The 15,345-nt window shown below is 56.6% G+C and carries 12 protein-coding genes and 1 rRNA gene; 6 read left to right on the top strand and 7 right to left on the bottom strand.

Annotated features, from left to right (window positions below; all coding sequences use genetic code 11):
* Together rrf and tcdA are read left to right on the top strand one after the other, a co-directional pair.
* Positions 1–107, top strand: a 5S ribosomal RNA gene (rrf, locus tag AB5Y73_RS12530); the annotation flags it as partial.
* 193 nt (positions 108–300) lie between these two features.
* On the top strand, positions 301–1,137 hold the full coding sequence (gene tcdA / locus AB5Y73_RS12535; protein WP_107683277.1) for a tRNA cyclic N6-threonylcarbamoyladenosine(37) synthase TcdA: 837 nt from the start codon (positions 301–303) through the stop codon (positions 1,135–1,137).
* Positions 1,138–1,158: 21 nt separating this feature from the next.
* Here the strand turns inward: tcdA and AB5Y73_RS12540 are convergent, their stop codons facing one another.
* The gene (locus AB5Y73_RS12540; RefSeq protein ID WP_162895425.1) at positions 1,159–1,593 is read right to left on the bottom strand and encodes a SufE family protein; all 435 of its coding nucleotides are present in this window, start codon (positions 1,591–1,593) and stop codon (positions 1,159–1,161) included.
* Positions 1,594–1,606: 13 nt separating this feature from the next.
* Positions 1,607–2,827 (bottom strand): aminotransferase class V-fold PLP-dependent enzyme, encoded by a 1,221-nt coding sequence (locus AB5Y73_RS12545; RefSeq protein ID WP_107683279.1) that lies wholly within the window; start codon positions 2,825–2,827, stop codon positions 1,607–1,609.
* A 180-nt stretch (positions 2,828–3,007) separates the two neighbouring features.
* On the opposite strand from AB5Y73_RS12545, the gene rep reads away from it, so the two are divergent.
* The gene (gene rep, locus AB5Y73_RS12550) at positions 3,008–5,026 is read left to right on the top strand and encodes a DNA helicase Rep (protein WP_021230704.1); all 2,019 of its coding nucleotides are present in this window, start codon (positions 3,008–3,010) and stop codon (positions 5,024–5,026) included.
* 129 nt (positions 5,027–5,155) lie between these two features.
* Here rep and AB5Y73_RS12555 read toward each other — a convergent pair whose 3' ends face one another.
* From AB5Y73_RS12555 to AB5Y73_RS12575, 5 genes are all read right to left on the bottom strand, one after another.
* Positions 5,156–7,432, bottom strand: a complete 2,277-nt coding sequence (locus AB5Y73_RS12555) for a bifunctional diguanylate cyclase/phosphodiesterase (protein WP_005342482.1) — start codon at positions 7,430–7,432, stop codon at positions 5,156–5,158.
* Positions 7,433–7,516: 84 nt separating this feature from the next.
* Complete coding sequence (locus tag AB5Y73_RS12560) at positions 7,517–7,972, bottom strand: cytochrome c5 family protein (protein ID WP_041234042.1); 456 nt, start codon at positions 7,970–7,972, stop codon at positions 7,517–7,519.
* 197 nt (positions 7,973–8,169) lie between these two features.
* A complete protein-coding gene (gene tdh, locus AB5Y73_RS12565) occupies positions 8,170–9,198 on the bottom strand; it encodes an L-threonine 3-dehydrogenase (protein WP_005340852.1) in 1,029 nt (342 codons plus the stop codon).
* A gap of 55 nt (positions 9,199–9,253) precedes the next feature.
* Positions 9,254–10,444 (bottom strand): glycine C-acetyltransferase, encoded by a 1,191-nt coding sequence (locus AB5Y73_RS12570; RefSeq protein ID WP_118854435.1) that lies wholly within the window; start codon positions 10,442–10,444, stop codon positions 9,254–9,256.
* Positions 10,445–10,559: 115 nt separating this feature from the next.
* On the bottom strand, positions 10,560–11,204 hold the full coding sequence (locus AB5Y73_RS12575) for a TetR/AcrR family transcriptional regulator (protein ID WP_005340848.1): 645 nt from the start codon (positions 11,202–11,204) through the stop codon (positions 10,560–10,562).
* 158 nt (positions 11,205–11,362) lie between these two features.
* Between AB5Y73_RS12575 and rfaD the strand changes: the two genes are divergently transcribed.
* From rfaD to AB5Y73_RS12590, 3 genes are all read left to right on the top strand, one after another.
* A complete protein-coding gene (gene rfaD / locus AB5Y73_RS12580; protein ID WP_021230709.1) occupies positions 11,363–12,322 on the top strand; it encodes an ADP-glyceromanno-heptose 6-epimerase in 960 nt (319 codons plus the stop codon).
* 64 nt (positions 12,323–12,386) lie between these two features.
* Positions 12,387–13,568: a glycosyltransferase gene (locus tag AB5Y73_RS12585; protein WP_021230710.1), complete on the top strand. Its 1,182-nt coding sequence runs from the start codon at positions 12,387–12,389 to the stop codon at positions 13,566–13,568.
* On the top strand, positions 13,565–15,331 hold the full coding sequence (locus AB5Y73_RS12590; RefSeq protein ID WP_107683281.1) for a polysaccharide deacetylase family protein: 1,767 nt from the start codon (positions 13,565–13,567) through the stop codon (positions 15,329–15,331). Before AB5Y73_RS12585 ends, AB5Y73_RS12590 begins: the two co-directional genes overlap by 4 nt.
* Positions 15,332–15,345: the final 14 nt, after the last annotated feature.

Genomic DNA, 15,345 nt, shown 5'->3' on the forward strand with positions numbered 1-15,345 from the left:
CCATAGCGCCGTGGAACCACCTGATCCCATGCCGAACTCAGAAGTGAAACGCGGTAGCGCCGATGGTAGTGTGGCATTCGCCATGCGAGAGTAGGGAACTGCCAGGCACCCAATTGAAGAACCCCGCTCAATGAGCGGGGTTTTTTATTGCCTGTAATTCAGAAAATAGTCTGATAATTGACCTTTTATTCTCTCTTCTCTGCCGTTTTCCCTGTTTTTCCTTCCCGATTTTCTCCGGTTATGCCATCGCCGCTGGCGGTGGTTGTCGCTATAATGGCCGCCCTCAAGCAAGGTGGTGGTATGAAAGCAGAATATCTACAGCGATTCGGGGGCATTGCCCGTCTTTATGGTCAGAACGCCCTGCGTTCCTTTAGCCAGGCTAAGGTCTGTGTGGTGGGGATCGGCGGCGTGGGCTCCTGGGCGGCCGAGGCGCTGGCCCGCGCCGGTATCAACCAGATCACCCTGATCGACATGGACGATATCTGCATCACCAACACCAATCGCCAGATCCACGCTATGCAGGGGACGGTTGGTCGCCTCAAGACCGAGGTGATGGCCGAGCGCATTCGCGCCATCAATCCGGATTGCGAAGTGATCGAGGTAGACGATTTCGTCACCGCCGATAACCTGGCCGAGCATATCAAGCGGGAGTTTGACTATGTGGTGGACGCCATCGACTCGGTCAAGGCCAAGGTGGCGCTGATTGCCTTCTGCAAGCGTAACAAGATCCCGGTGATTGTAGCGGGTGGTGCTGGCGGCCAGATGGATCCGACTCAAATCACCGTGGCCGATCTGGCCAAGACCATTCAGGATCCGCTCGCTGCGAAAGTGCGCTCCGACCTGCGCCGATTGCACAACTTCAGCAAGAATCCGGCGCGCAAATTCGGGGTGGAGTGTGTCTTCTCAACCGAGCAGCTGAGCTACCCGGATGGCAATGGCGGTACCTGTCAGGCCAAGGCGGCCAGCGATGGCACCATGAAGATGGATTGCGCCTCCGGCTTTGGTGCCGTGACACCGGTGACGGCAACCTTCGGGCTGGTTGCCACATCCCGGGTATTGAAGAAGATTGCCGAGCGGGGTGCCCGCGCCGAGAAAGAGGCCGGCAATGAAGGCGCAGGGTCGATTGGCGCAGCCTGATCGACTACTGCACAAGGCGGGTTAGACCGCTTGTTCCCGGATCGCCAGTACGATCGCTCTGAGCCCGTTACCTCGTGATGGGCTCAAGTGTTTCTCAAGCCCCAGTTCGGTAAAATACCCATCCATATCAAATGCCTGGATCGCCACAGACGATTGGTGGTTGAGCGCCGCCAGCACGATGACGATGAGGCCCCGCACGATGCGGGCATCGGAATCACAGGCAAAGTGCCAGCAGCCATCCTCGCTTTGTTCTCCCTTCAGCCAGGCCTGGCTTTCACACCCCTTGAGGCGGAACTCCTCCTGCTGCCATTCGCCGGGTAGCACCGGCAACTGCTTGCCGAGCTGGATGATGAGCCGGTACTGGTTCTCCCAGCCGTGGGCGGCGGCAAACTGCTGACGGATGGTGTCGGCGTTGGGCTCAAGGCCAATCTGGGTATAGCTTGCGAGGTCACTCATTCGGTTGTCTGCCTTAGAAGAAGTCACTGAGTTTGTGCAGAGCGGCCAGCAGGGCGTCGACATCATCCCGATTGTTGTAGCAGGCCAGAGAGGCGCGCATGGTGCCGCCGATCCCGAGGGATTCCATCAGTGGCATGGCGCAGTGATGGCCGACTCGCAGGGCGATACCCTGCATGTCGAGCAGGGTAGCAGCATCTTGCGGGTGGATGTCGTCGAGCAAGAAAGAGACAGCACCGGCGCGTTGGCCGGGTTCGCCGACCAGACGCAACCCCGGCACCTGTTGCAGGCCAGCTACCAGATAGTCGGTCAGTGCCTGCTCATGTTGGGCGAGCCATTGCAGATCTTGCGCCATCACAAAGTCGATGGCGGCGGCGAGGCCGATAGCGCCAGCGATATGGGGGGTGCCCGCCTCGAATTTGAAAGGCAGGGTATTGAAGGTGGTGCGGCTGAAACTGACCCGATCGATCATCTCGCCACCGGCTTGCCAGGGCGGCATCCGCTCCAATAGCTCGGTGCGGCCCCACAACACACCGATGCCGGTCGGGCCATAGAGCTTGTGGCCGGAGAAGGCGTAGAAGTCGCAACCGATGGCTTGCACATCGACGTCGAGATGCGCCACCGCCTGAGCACCGTCGATCAGCGTCACGGCGCCAACCGCCTTGGCGGCAGCCACTATCTCTTTGACTGGATTGACGGTACCGAGGGCATTGGAGACGTGGGCCAAGCTCACCAGCCGGGTGCGTGGCCCCAGCATGGCGTGATAGGCGGCCAGATCGAGATCGCCCCGCTCATCGAGGGGGATCACCCGGATCACCGCGCCGGTACGCTGGGCGACCAGTTGCCACGGGACGATATTGGCGTGGTGCTCCAGCGTACTGAGGATAATTTCGTCCCCCGCCTTGAGCTCGCTCATCCCCCAGCTCTGGGCCACCAGATTGATCGCCTCCGTGGTGCCACGGGTCCAGATCACTTCGTGGCTGCGAGGCGCATTGATAAAGCAGGAGACCGTTTCGCGGGCAGCTTCGAAGGCGCGGGTTGCGCGACCACTCAGGGCGTGGGCGGCGCGGTGCACGTTGGCGTTGTCGGCCCCATAGTAGTGAACGATGGCATCCAGTACCGTTTGAGGCTTCTGGGTGGTGGCGGCGTTGTCCAGATAGACCAGAGGGTGGCCGTTTACCTCCTGCGCCAAGGCCGGAAACTGGCTGCGCAGTTGGTCGTGCTGTTGCTGATTCATGCTCCCCTCATCATCCGGAAAAAGTCATCATCTCGAAAGGTCGGCCATGATCCTGAAAATAGCGCCCGAACACAAGGCGGATAAGCCCGATGGGCGGTTGCCTGCCGTGCAGCAGGTACGGCTCATCGAGTGATTTCTGGTACAATGCCGCCCCTCATCATAAGCCAAGAGATCCGGCCCATGAAGCTCAACCCCAATCAGAACGAAGCGGTCAAGTATGTTTCCGGCCCTTGCCTGGTGCTGGCGGGTGCCGGATCGGGCAAGACCCGCGTCATCACCAACAAGATTGCCTATCTGGTGCAGCAGTGCGGCTACAGTGCGCGCAACATCGCTGCGGTCACCTTTACCAACAAGGCGGCGCGGGAGATGAAAGAGCGGGTCGGCCAGACTTTGGGGCGTAAGGAGGCGCGGGGGCTGATGGTCTCCACCTTCCATACCCTGGGTCTCGATATCATTCGTCGTGAGCACAAGAGTCTGAATCTCAAGGCTAACTTCTCCCTGTTCGATGACACCGACCAGCTGGCGCTGCTGAAAGAGTTGACTGAAGACGAGCTCGACAACGACAAGGACAAGCTCTCGGCCCTTATCAGCCAAATCTCCAACTGGAAGAACGACCTTATCCTGCCAGCCCGCGCCATGCGCATCGCCCGTGGGCCGGAAGAGGTGCTGATGGCTCAGCTCTACGAGCGCTATCACCGCCAGATGGTGGCCTATAACGCGCTGGATTTTGACGACCTCATCGTGATGCCGACCCTGCTGCTCAAGAGCAATCAGGAGGTACGCGAGCGCTGGCAGAACAAGATCCGCTATCTGCTGGTCGATGAGTATCAGGACACCAACACCAGCCAATACGAGCTGGTGAAGCAGATCGTCGGCGAGCGGGCCCGTTTTACTGTGGTGGGGGACGACGACCAGTCCATCTACTCCTGGCGCGGTGCCAAGCCACAGAATCTGGTGCTGCTGAGCGAAGATTTCCCCAGCCTCAAGCTGATCAAGCTGGAGCAGAACTACCGCTCCAAGCGGCGTATCCTCAAGTGCGCCAACATCCTGATCGCCAACAATCCCCACGTCTATGACAAGGCGCTCTTCTCCGAGCTGGATGAGGGGGTGAAGCTCAAGGTGCTGTTCGCCAAGAACGAGGAGCACGAAGCGGAGCGGATCGCCGCCGAGATGATGGGCCACAAGTTTATGAACCGCACCCGGTTCAAGGATTACGCCATCCTCTATCGGGGCAACCATCAGTCGCGCATCTTCGAGAAGGCGTTGATGACCAACCGGATTCCTTACCGTATCTCGGGCGGTACCTCGTTTTTCTCCCGCACCGAGATCAAGGACATCATGGCCTACCTCAAGCTGCTGGTGAATCCGGATGAGGACACCGCCTTCCTGCGGGTGGTCAACCTGCCGCGCCGCGAGATTGGCCCCACCACCCTCGAAAAACTGGGTCAGTATGCCAACCAGCGCGGCAAGAGTCTGTTTGCTGCCAGCTTCGAGCTGGGGCTCGAGCAGCACCTCTCCGGCCGCGGCCTCGTGGCCCTGCAGGCATTTACCAATTGGCTGGTACGCCTTGGCGATCAGGCGCTGCGTGGCAATCCGGTGGAGGCGGTGCGGGACATGATCAAGGAGATCCACTACGAAGAGTGGCTCTACGAGACCTCACCCAGCCCGAAAGCGGCCGAGATGCGGATGCAGAACGTCTCCACTCTCTATCGCTGGATCACCGAGATGCTGGAAGGAGATGAGCTGGAAGAGTCGATGACGTTGGCACAGGTGGTCACTCGCCTCACCTTGCGCGACATGATGGAGCGCAACGAAGGTGAGGATGATGCGGATCAGGTGCAGTTGATGACGCTGCATGCCTCAAAGGGGCTGGAGTTCCCCTATGTCTACATGGTGGGGATGGAGGAAGGCTTGCTGCCCCACCAGACCAGCATAGACGAGGACAACGTGGAGGAGGAGCGGCGTCTCGCCTACGTGGGGATCACCCGGGCTCAGACCGAACTGACCTTCACCCTCTGCAAGGAGCGGCGTCAGTTTGGCGAGTCGGTACGGCCAGAGCCGAGCCGCTTCCTGCTGGAGCTGCCGCAGGATGATCTGGATTGGGAGAATAAAAAAGTAGTCAGCCCTGAAGAGCGTCAGCAAAGAGGTTTGGATGCTCTTGCTCAGATAAGAGCACAACATAATTTGAAAAAGGGGTAGGGCGATTCTTCTCTACTTCTTGAGTTATCCCCAAGGGGAAAACCAGAAGAAGGTGACCGCCAAGGAGCGCCAGCAGAAGGGGCAGGTCGGTGTTGCCAACCTGCGGGCGTTGTTCAAGAAGGATTAACCCTAAGGATTGGCCGGGGTCAGTAGCGGTACTATGTCTGCTCCCGGCATGGGCGGTGAGATATAGCGCCCTTGCCCCATCCGGCAGCCGATATCAATCAGCTTCTGCAATTGCTGCTGGTTCTCGATCCCCTCGACTACCAAGGTGTAATCGAGATCCTGACAGATATCCCGCATGGCGCGGATCAGCGCCAAATCTTTGGGCGATTGCAGCATCCTCTGGGTAAAGCTGTCATCCACTTTGATGTAGTCCACCGGGAAGTGGAACAGGGCGTTGAGGGAGGAGAAGCCGGTGCCAAAATCGTCGAGGCTGATCTGGATGCCCTTGGCGCGCAGCTCGTGCAGGGATGCCAGCGCATCGGAATCTTGCCGCGACAGCTCCCGCTCGTTGAATTCAAAAATCAGATAGCCGGGGGCGACCCCCTCCTCTTCGATAATTCCCATCAGCCGCATGATGTGGTCATGGTTGACCAGATGTTTGCCCGACAGATTGATGGCGACCTTGAACTTGCTCTGCCCGGAGATTGGCAGCCAGTTCTTCAGTTGCTGACAGGTGTGGCGCAGGATCTGGTAATCCAGCTCCAGTATCAGACCACACTGCTCTGCCAGCGGAATAAAGTCGAACGCATCCTTCAGAATCCCCTCCTCGGTCAGCCAGCGCGCCATCACCTCCAGTCCGGTCAGGCGGCTATCCTGCAGCCGGATCACCGGCTGGAAGTAGGGGACGATACGCCCCTCCCGCAGGGCTCTGGCCAGCATCTCTTCCGGCGAATTCCAGTTCTGGTTGATGCAATCATCCGAGTAGCTGACGATGCGGCTGCGGCCATTGCGTTTGGCCTGATACATGGCCAGATCGGCCTGATGGAGCAGCTGGCTGATATCTGAGGTTTGCTCGGAGACGCTCGATACCCCAAGGCTGACGGTAATGCTCAACTCGTTGCCGAGTAGCCGGAACGGGTAGGAGAGGCGGCTGATAATGCGGTTGAGCACCGGGCTGATGTCATCGTCGCTCTTGCTGCTGTCCAGATAGATGACAAACTCATCGCCCCCCAGTCTGGCCACCAGATCGTTTTGCCGGATGCAGGTTTGCAGGCGGCGGCTCACCTCCTTGAGCAGCTGATCGCCAGCGCTGTGGCCCAGGGTGTCATTGATCTGCTTGAAGTGATCCACATCGATAAAAATCACCGCGAATCCCGGCGACTTGTAACGGTTGTAGTGGGTCATGGCGTGGTTGAGGTGGTTCATCAACAGCGCGCGGTTGGGCAGTTGGGTCAGCGGGTCGTGAAGCGCATCGAATTGCAGCCGCCGTTCCAGCTCCTGATGCTGCTTGAGTTGCTTTTGCAGCCTGAGGTTGGTCTGACGCAGCTGTTGCAGCCGTTGGTTGATGGAGTCTTCGGTATTGATGTCGTTGAGCTGCTGGCGGATCCGTCTCAGCTCCAGCAGCAGGGTGAGCTGGCCACGCAGAAAGTCGAGAAACAGCTTGTCGTCGGTCTCCAGCGGTTGAGCCGTGCTGATGATGAAGTGGGCGAAGTACTGTTGTTGCAGCCGCAGCGGCATGCTGTGCCAGTAGCGGGACTCCCTGCTCACCTCGATATTGCTGGTGCTGTGGCACAAGCCGCTGATGAACTCGTCTCCCTGATGGGGATGGGCGGGGTAGATTTTTTCCAGCTTTTGACTGGTTAACCTGACCAGCAGCATGTCCTCGATGGTGAGCATCTGGCGCAGTACCGCTTCCAGCTGGGAGAAGAGCGCCTGAGCCGGCAGGGTATTGGCGAGCCGCATGATGCGGCTGATGCTCTCGATTTTCTTTTTCCAGTTCGGGTCTTTGCGGATCAGCGGCGAAGGGAGCTCGGTGAGATGGGAGCCCGCCTGGGTTTCGGTCAGCCGCTTGGCCAGACACTCCAGCAGCAGACGCAGGGTCGGCAGGTCGGCAGGGGTGCCGCGAGCCAGCAACCACTGTATCTGGCCATGCTCAATGGGGAAGACGCACCACCCCTCAGCCTCATCCAGCTGGGTGAGCTGATCGGTGATGCGGGACTGCTCACGGCCCAGCTGTTGCTTGAAGATGTCGCTGACCTTGTAGGCGTAAAGCCAGTTCAGACCGGTATCGGAGAGGCCCAGCATGCCGAAATGTTGCAGCGGGCAGAGTTGGTCAATCTGCTGGATCAGGGCATCGTAATCGTCAGACGTGGCGGTTTGTGGCGCCGGGAAGTCCATAATGGCAGAGACCAACGCCAACAGAGGAGTTGAGTAGTGGGGTTCGATGGATTGGGACGACATGTGCAACTCCCGATATGTCTACCTTACAAGAGTAGTCGGAAGCCGATAGATTGAAAGGGCCGCAATTGCGGCCCTTTCAAATACTTACAGCTTGTCGATCATGTAGTGGATGGCGTTTTCAATCTCTTCATCACTACAGTTCGCACAGGTGCCGCGCGGAGGCATCATGCCGGACTTGCCAGTAAAGCCTTCAATGGCATGTTTCTTGAGAGTATCAATGCCCTGGGCGATGCGAGGATCCCAGGCTGCCTTGTCACCCCGTTTGGGGGCACCAGCGGCGCCGGTGTCGTGACAGGCAAAGCAGGCGCCCTTGTATACCGTTTCGCCATCGCGGGGACCGGAAGAGGCGGCCGCCGTCGGTGCAGCACTCGCGCCGGCAATACCTTCCAGATCCTTGGCGGTATAGACCTGACCGATTGGTTTGATCCGCTCGGCAATGGCTTCCGGTGACATCTCATCGGCAGCAAGCACTGCCCCAGACAAGCTGGCGGCCGTCATCCCGACAGCCAGCAAATAGCTCAGTTTTTTCAACACGCTCATATACTCCCAGCAGTCTTTTATTATCCATGTAAACGACGGGATTATAACCGAATAGTTACAGCCATTTAAACGCTTGTGTGTGAAGTGTTAAACAGTCTGCGTACAAAGTTTTGGGCGATATCACGGCAATTTGGGTAGTGGAGATAAAAAGAAACCCGGCATTCGCCAGGTTTCGGGTAACCAAGGGGTGAAATGGGTTATTTATCCCAGCTCAGGATCACCTTGCCGGAGTGGCCGGAGCGCATCGCATCGAACCCTTGCTGGAATTCGTCGATGTGGAATCTGTGGGTGATGATGGGGGAGAGATCCAGCCCGGACTGGATCAGGCTGGCCATCTTGTACCAGGTCTCGAACATCTCGCGGCCATAGATCCCTTTGATAAACAGCCCCTTGAAGATCACCTTGTTCCAGTCGATGGCCATGGTGGAGGGGGGAATGCCGAGCATGGCGATCTTGCCGCCGTGGTTCATCTTGTCGAGCATCTCCTGGAAGGCGCTCGGGACGCCGGACATCTCCAGCCCCACGTCGAAGCCTTCGGTCATGCCCAGCTCGCTCATCACGTCGGCCAGCTTCTCCTTGGCCACGTTGACCGCGCGGGTGGCGCCCATCTTGCGGGCCAGCTCCAGCCGGTATTCGTTGACGTCGGTGATCACCACGTGGCGCGCACCCACATGGCGGCAGACGGCGGCGGCCATGATGCCGATGGGGCCTGCCCCGGTAATGAGCACATCTTCACCCACCAGATCGAAGGAGAGGGCAGTGTGCACCGCATTGCCGAACGGGTCGAAGATGGCGGCCAGCTCATCCGGGATGTTGTCCGGCAGCTTGAAGGCGTTGAATGCGGGGATCACCAGATACTCGGCAAAGGCGCCCGGGCGGTTGACGCCAACGCCAATGGTGTTGCGGCAGAGGTGAGTGCGGCCAGCGCGGCAGTTGCGGCAGTGACCGCAGGTGATATGCCCTTCACCGGAGACCCGATCGCCGATGGCGAAGCCGCGCACCTCCTGACCGATGGCGACCACTTCGCCGACATATTCGTGGCCGACCACCATGGGTACCGGAATGGTCTTCTGGGACCACTCGTCCCAGTTGTAGATGTGGATATCGGTGCCGCAGATGGCGGTTTTGCGGATCTTGATCAGCAGGTCGTTGTGGCCGAGCTCGGGGGCCGGTACATCCGTCATCCAGATGCCGACCTCTTTGTGCAGTTTGGAGAGTGCTTTCATGGCTGTTCCTTCAATATGAATGCAGAAAAAAGGGGCTGCAGCCCCTTGATTCAAATCAGATAACGCCGAGTTCACGGCCGATGCGGATAAAGGCGTCGATCGCCTTGTCCAGCTGCTCGCGGGTGTGAGCGGCAGACATCTGGGTGCGAATGCGCGCCTGGCCCTTGGGCACGACCGGGAAGGAGAAGCCCACCACATAGATGCCAGCTGCCAGCATGCGGCTTGCCATTTCGGAGGCCAGTTTGGCATCCCCCAGCATCACCGGAATGATGGCGTGGTCGGCGCCAGCCAGAGTGAAGCCAGCGGCGCTCATCCGCTCGCGGAAGTAACGGCTGTTCTCTTTCAGGCGGGCGCGCAGGTCGTGACCCTCGGCCAGCATGTCGATCACCTTGATGGTGGCGGCAACGATGGAGGGGGCCAGCGAGTTGGAGAAGAGGTAAGGGCGGGAGCGCTGACGCAGCCAGTCGATCACCTCTTTCTTGCCGGAGGTATAGCCGCCGGATGCGCCGCCGAGCGCCTTGCCCAGGGTGCCGGTGATGATGTCGACCCGATCCATCACGCCGCAATATTCGTGGGTGCCACGACCATTCTCGCCGATAAAGCCGACGGCGTGGGAGTCATCCACCATCACCAGCGCATCGTATTTGTCTGCCAGATCGCAGATGGATTTGAGGTCGGCGATGACGCCATCCATGGAGAAGACACCGTCGGTGGCGATCAGCTTGAAGCGGGCGCCATCGGCGTCAGCCTGCTTGAGCTGGGCTTCCAGCTCGGCCATATCGTTGTTGGCGTAGCGATAACGCTTGGCCTTACACAGTCGCACGCCGTCGATGATGGAAGCGTGGTTGAGGGCATCGGAGATGATGGCATCTTCGGCGCCGAACAGGGTTTCAAAAAGACCGCCATTGGCATCGAAACAGGAGGAGTAGAGGATGGTATCTTCGGTGCCGAGGAAGGCAGACATCTTCTGCTCCAGCGCTTTGTGCTGATCCTGGGTGCCACAGATGAAGCGCACCGAGGCCATGCCGAAGCCGTGGCTGTCGAGCCCCTGATGGGCGGCAGCGATCAGATCCGGGTGGTTGGCCAATCCCAGATAGTTGTTGGCACAGAAGTTCAGTACCTGCTCACCGCCGACGGCGATGCTGGCCTGTTGGGCGGAGGTGATGATGCGCTCCTGCTTGTACAACCCTTCAGCTTGCACCTGGTTCAGTTGCTCGGACAGGTGACGATAGAATCCGTTAGACATCCTCGATCCTTATTGGCTATTTCAGCTGCGTATCAACAGAGGGCGACATTTTACTGCAATCTGTTGCGGTAAATTCAAATGATTGTGCTGATATTCAACAAATGTGAAACAGATCTCACCCAGCTGGTTGGGCCAGCTGACGGTAGTGTTGCTCCAGCTGCTGGATCTGTCCGGCCACCTGGGGTTGCACATAGGGGCGCAGCAGGAACAACACCTTCAACACACCCTGATAGAGCAGAGGTTTGGTGATGCGGGTGTTGGGGGCCTGGGCAATCTGGAACGGGATCCAGCAGGTCACCACCATCTTGATGGTCTGGCCCAGATCCGGCAGGTCTTCATCGCTGACATCGATAATGCCGCCTTCGCGCAGGCTTCTGAGCAGCGCGACCACGGAAGAACGCATCTGCTCCTGGGCCTTGAGGTACTTCTGTTGCAGCGGTTCGTCACGGCTCAGGATGTCCGGCAGGTTGGCGTAGAAGAAGCGGAACTGCCACATCAGATAGAAGATGGCATCGAGATAGCCCATCAGATCCTGCAGGGTGATTTCACGGTTGCGGGTCGGCACGAAGCTCTCGCTAAGGTGACGGGCATACTGGTCGAAGATGGAGTGGATGATGTCTTCTTTATTGCGGAAGTGGTAGTAGAGGTTGCCCGGGCTGATACCCATGTGCGCCGCAATGTGGTTGGTGGTGATGTTGCGTTCACCCTGATCGTTGAACAGCTCGGTCGCGCTGTGAATGATCCTGTCTCTGGTTTTCATCACTCATTCCTCCAACAGGTTCCGCTCGGGGCAGTTTTGAACAAGGTCGAATCCCCGGACGGCCCGTGATAAACTTTTCGGCAATTTCAAATTGGCTCACTATACACAGCTTTAACAAGCAGTCACATGTAGCCATCAACGTACGAGAGGCAAACTCCATGATCGTAGTAACTGGCGGTGCTGGCTTTATCGGCAGCAATCTGGTCAAGCAGCTGAACGCTCAAGGACGGACCGATATCGTGGTCATTGATGACCTGACCGACGGCACCAAGTTCGTCAACCTGGTCGATCTGACCATCGCTGACTACATGGACAAAGACGAGTTTCAGGCGCGCATCGTCTCCGGCGACGAGTTTGAAGAGTGGGACAACGGCATCGAGGTGATCTTCCACGAAGGTGCCTGCTCTGCCACCACCGAGTGGAACGGCAAGTTCATCATGGAGGTCAACTACGAGTACTCCAAGGATCTGTTCCACTACTGCATCGAGCGCGAAATTCCGTTTATCTACGCCTCTTCTGCCGCGACCTACGGTGGCCGCAACGACAATTTCATCGAAGATCCCAAGTTCGAACAGCCGCTCAACGTCTACGGCTACTCCAAGCAGCTGTTTGACCAGTACGTGCGCCGCTGGATGCCGGAGATCAACTCTCAGGTTGTTGGCCTCAAGTACTTCAACGTCTACGGCCCGCGCGAGCAGCACAAAGGCTCCATGGCTTCCGTTGCCTTCCACCTCAATACTCAGGTGAAGAAGGGCGAGAATCCCAAGCTGTTCGAAGGTTGCGATGGCTTCCCGAACGGTGGTCAGATGCGTGACTTCATCTATATCGACGATGTCTGCAAGGTAAACCTCTGGTTCTGGCAGAACCCGCAGCACTCCGGCATCTTCAACTGTGGTACCGGCCGTGCCGAGCCGTTCCAGAACGTGGCCGAAGCGGTGATCAAGCATCATCAGAAGGGAGCCATTGAGTACATTCCCTTCCCGGATCACCTCAAGGGCCGCTACCAGAGCTTCACCCAGGCTGACATGACCAAGCTGCGCAGCGTGGGTTATGACGCCGAGTTCAAAACCGTTGCCGAAGGGGTAGCGGATTACATGGCCTGGCTCAACCGGGCTTAATTATTCGCTCTTGCGGAATGGCCGCCAATCAGGCGGCTTTTTCATTATTTTCTATGTGGTAAGCATGAAGAAAAAAGTTTTATTTATAATGGAAACATTGGGCGGAGGAGGCGCCGAAAAGGTCCTTATTGAAACGCTTAAGCGTTTGGATTTTAGTAAGTACGCTATAACTTTGCTTTTATTGAGGCGTGAGGGTGTATATTTATCTCAGGTTCCCCAAAATGTAACAGTAAAATTTCTGTTGCCGACCGAACCATCGGAGTGGTTTCAGCGGAAAATTTTATTTTCTATTAAAAAACGTTGGTGGAATTTTGTTGTCAATACCAAATGGTTGGCCAGTGTCATATTTAGCGAACGATATGATGTCGGTGTGGCATTTTTGGAAGGGAATAGCTCTCTGTTGTTATCGCACCTGAATTCTGTTGTTCGAAAGATAGCATGGGTCCATATAGACTTGTTGTGCCATCAAATTCTTTCCAGAAAAGTTGAGCGTACCGTTTATAAAAAAATGGATAACATTGTCTGTGTCTCTAAAGGTGCACAGAATGCATTGTTGAAATTGTATCCTGAAGTAAAACCATATACTCAAGTAGTGTATAATCCTGTTGATATAGAAGGCATAATGCGGAAAAGTCATGAGCCTATTACGAGTGAGGGGAAAATAAAAGTTATTGCTATTGGACGGCTATGCAATGCCCAAAAAGGATTCGACATCTTACTGGCTGCTCATAAAATAAATATTGATGCAGGGGTTAAATATCACCTTACTATTTTGGGAGAAGGTGATGATAGAGCTGGGTTAGAGTCATTTATCAATATTAATAATATTGGTGATAGTGCTAAATTACTTGGATTCAAGGAAAATCCATATCCATATCTTGCTGATGGCGATCTATTCGTTATGTCCTCACATTATGAGGGTTACCCAGTTGTACTCGTAGAAGCAATGGCGTTGGGGAAGGCCATTGTATCGACAGATTGTACTGGGCCTAATGAAGCTCTCGATGGCGGGAAATATGGTGTTCTCGTTCCTGTCGGGGATGCAAATGCGCTTGCATTGGCAATACGAAAAATGATTGATAATCAAAAAATGCTATCAACATATAGTTCCTTATCGAAGGAGCGAGCCAAGATTTTCAATCTCCGAGAGAGTATGAGGCAGATCGAGCAATTATTAGATGGGGAGAGCAAACATCCTTCCAGTTGCTCTCTTCATTCGAGTCTTGTTAACGGAGGTCTAGGGTGAATATATTGATGGCACTCTCCCAGCTCGAGGTAACGGGAGCTGAGGTCTATGCCACCACGGTCGGTAACGAACTGACCCGGCGTGGTCACAACGTTTTTTACGTTTCAGATACCCTGACCAAGCCGACTCTTGGTCTTGTCTTCAAGCTTCGATTCAACAAGCGCAGCATTCTGCGCCGCTTCTGGCACGTCTTCTACCTTATCTATCTCATTAAGAAGCACCATATCCAGTTGGTACATGCTCATTCCCGCGCCTCCGGCTGGAGCAGCTATGTGGCCTGCAAGCTGACTGGCACCCCGATGATCACCACGGTACATGGTCGTCAGCCGGTACACGCATCCCGCAAAGCCTTTCATGCCCTCGGCTATCGGGCGGTTGCCGTTTGTGAGGATATTGCCCATCAGATTGTCGACAATCTGGGGGTCGATCCTGCGAGCGTACAGGTGCTGCGAAACGGTATCGAGACCGACAAGTTTCAGCCTGTGCCGGCGCCGGACAACCCAAAGCCGGTGATCGCCATCATAGGTCGCCTGAGCGGCCCCAAGGGGGAGCTTTGCTACCGCCTGCTCGACGAAGTACTCGATCTGGATGCCTGCAAGGTACGGATTGTCAGCGGTACCCGCGTGCCCGAGCGTTTTGCCCGTTTTCAGGATCGTGCCGAGTTTGTCGGTTATGTCGATGATGTGCCTGCTCTGCTGGCGGGGTGTGATCTGGTGATCGGTGCCGGTCGGGTGGCGATGGAAGCGCTGCTCTGCGGCCGGCCCGCCTTTGCCATTGGCGAAGCCAAGGCCATCGGTCTGGTGACTGAACAGAATCTGGATGAAGCGCTGGCCAGCAACTTCGGCGATATCGGTCCCAAGGATCTGGCCATCGATTTTGCTGCCCTGAAGGGCGAAATCGAATCCGCCCTCGCAAGCAAGGTGGTGCCGGAAGCCATTCGCCAACGCATTCAGGATGAGTATGGCTTGCAGGGGGTAGTATCTGGCCTCGAAACCATCTATCAGGATGCCGTAGTCGAAACACTGCGCCGCGAGATGCCGGTCATCATGTACCACCGTTTTATCGAGCAGGATAGCGAGAAAGGAGTGCATGGCACCTGGATGCCGATCGCCATGTTCGAGAAGCATCTGCGATTGATGAAGTGGCTAGGCTACGAAACCCTGACGTTCCGCGATTTGGCGGACAAAGGCTTTATCCACCGTCTGCAATACGGCAAGAAGTACCTGATGATCACTGCCGATGACGGCTATCAGGACAACCTGACCCGCATGCTGCCGCTGCTGGAAAAATATGGTTATAAAGCCGTGGTGTACGTGGTTACCGGTGAAGGCTATAACCGTTGGGATGTGGAGCATCCGACCAATCCGGATACCAAGGTTTCATTGATGAGTGGTGAGCAGGTCAAGGTGCTGGCTGCCTGCGGTCATGTGGAAATTGGTGGTCATACTCTGACTCACCCCCGTTTGAGCAAGCTCACACCCGAACAACAAGCCCATGAAATTCAGGAGAATAAACGCCAACTGGAGGCCCTGCTTGGCCATCCGTTGCTCTCGTTTGCCTACCCTTACGGAGATATGAACGAGAGTGCCAAGGAGCAGGCTATCGCCGCCGGGTATCGTTTTGCCGTCGCTACCAATAGCGGCCCCAAAGCAATGCACCAGGACCCTTTCCAGATCCGCCGGATCGCCATCTTTCCCCGCACAGATGTGTTTGGGTTATGGCGCAAAATTCGCGGAAATTATGTCTTCAGGAAATCAAAGTGATATCAAAAAATGCC

Source organism: Aeromonas sp. s7(2024) (assembly GCF_040907825.1).
Taxonomy (GTDB): Bacteria; Pseudomonadota; Gammaproteobacteria; order Enterobacterales; family Aeromonadaceae; genus Aeromonas; species Aeromonas veronii.

Coding starts and splice junctions, on each gene's coding strand:
- tcdA (WP_107683277.1), top strand. CDS start 301: ATGAAAGCAGAATATCTACAGCGATTCGGGGGCATTGCCCGTCTTTAT.
- AB5Y73_RS12540 (WP_162895425.1), bottom strand. CDS start 1,593: ATGAGTGACCTCGCAAGCTATACCCAGATTGGCCTTGAGCCCAACGCC.
- AB5Y73_RS12545 (WP_107683279.1), bottom strand. CDS start 2,827: ATGAATCAGCAACAGCACGACCAACTGCGCAGCCAGTTTCCGGCCTTG.
- rep (WP_021230704.1), top strand. CDS start 3,008: ATGAAGCTCAACCCCAATCAGAACGAAGCGGTCAAGTATGTTTCCGGC.
- AB5Y73_RS12555 (WP_005342482.1), bottom strand. CDS start 7,432: ATGTCGTCCCAATCCATCGAACCCCACTACTCAACTCCTCTGTTGGCG.
- AB5Y73_RS12560 (WP_041234042.1), bottom strand. CDS start 7,972: ATGAGCGTGTTGAAAAAACTGAGCTATTTGCTGGCTGTCGGGATGACG.
- tdh (WP_005340852.1), bottom strand. CDS start 9,198: ATGAAAGCACTCTCCAAACTGCACAAAGAGGTCGGCATCTGGATGACG.
- AB5Y73_RS12570 (WP_118854435.1), bottom strand. CDS start 10,444: ATGTCTAACGGATTCTATCGTCACCTGTCCGAGCAACTGAACCAGGTG.
- AB5Y73_RS12575 (WP_005340848.1), bottom strand. CDS start 11,204: ATGAAAACCAGAGACAGGATCATTCACAGCGCGACCGAGCTGTTCAAC.
- rfaD (WP_021230709.1), top strand. CDS start 11,363: ATGATCGTAGTAACTGGCGGTGCTGGCTTTATCGGCAGCAATCTGGTC.
- AB5Y73_RS12585 (WP_021230710.1), top strand. CDS start 12,387: ATGAAGAAAAAAGTTTTATTTATAATGGAAACATTGGGCGGAGGAGGC.